Genomic DNA, 255 nt, shown 5'->3' on the forward strand with positions numbered 1-255 from the left:
CTGTATCGGGATATTCCTATACTTTTGAAGGGAAGAAAGTGACAGATACACGAATCAAACGCCTGATTATAAAGCTGTTGGAAGGCGAGGAACACACCTACGGATACCGAAAGCTGACCATCGCCTTACGCCGGCAACATAACCTTAAGATTAACAAAAAGAAGGTGTACAGGCTCTGCAAAGAACTTGGTATCCTAGGCAAGCCTGTAAAACCCAAACACTCCTATCCGCGCAGACTAGCGAACAACATGGAAG

1 protein-coding gene is annotated in these 255 nt (G+C 45.5%); it reads left to right on the plus strand.

Features of this window, described 5'->3' with window-relative positions; genetic code table 11:
- Positions 1-38 precede the first annotated feature (38 nt).
- The coding region (locus KJS57_RS26245) for a helix-turn-helix domain-containing protein (RefSeq protein ID WP_213656848.1) at positions 39-255 on the plus strand (217 nt) is incomplete at its 3' end.

The sequence above is a fragment of the Paenibacillus vini genome, from assembly GCF_018403325.1.
GTDB lineage: Bacteria > Bacillota > Bacilli > Paenibacillales > Paenibacillaceae > Fontibacillus > Fontibacillus vini.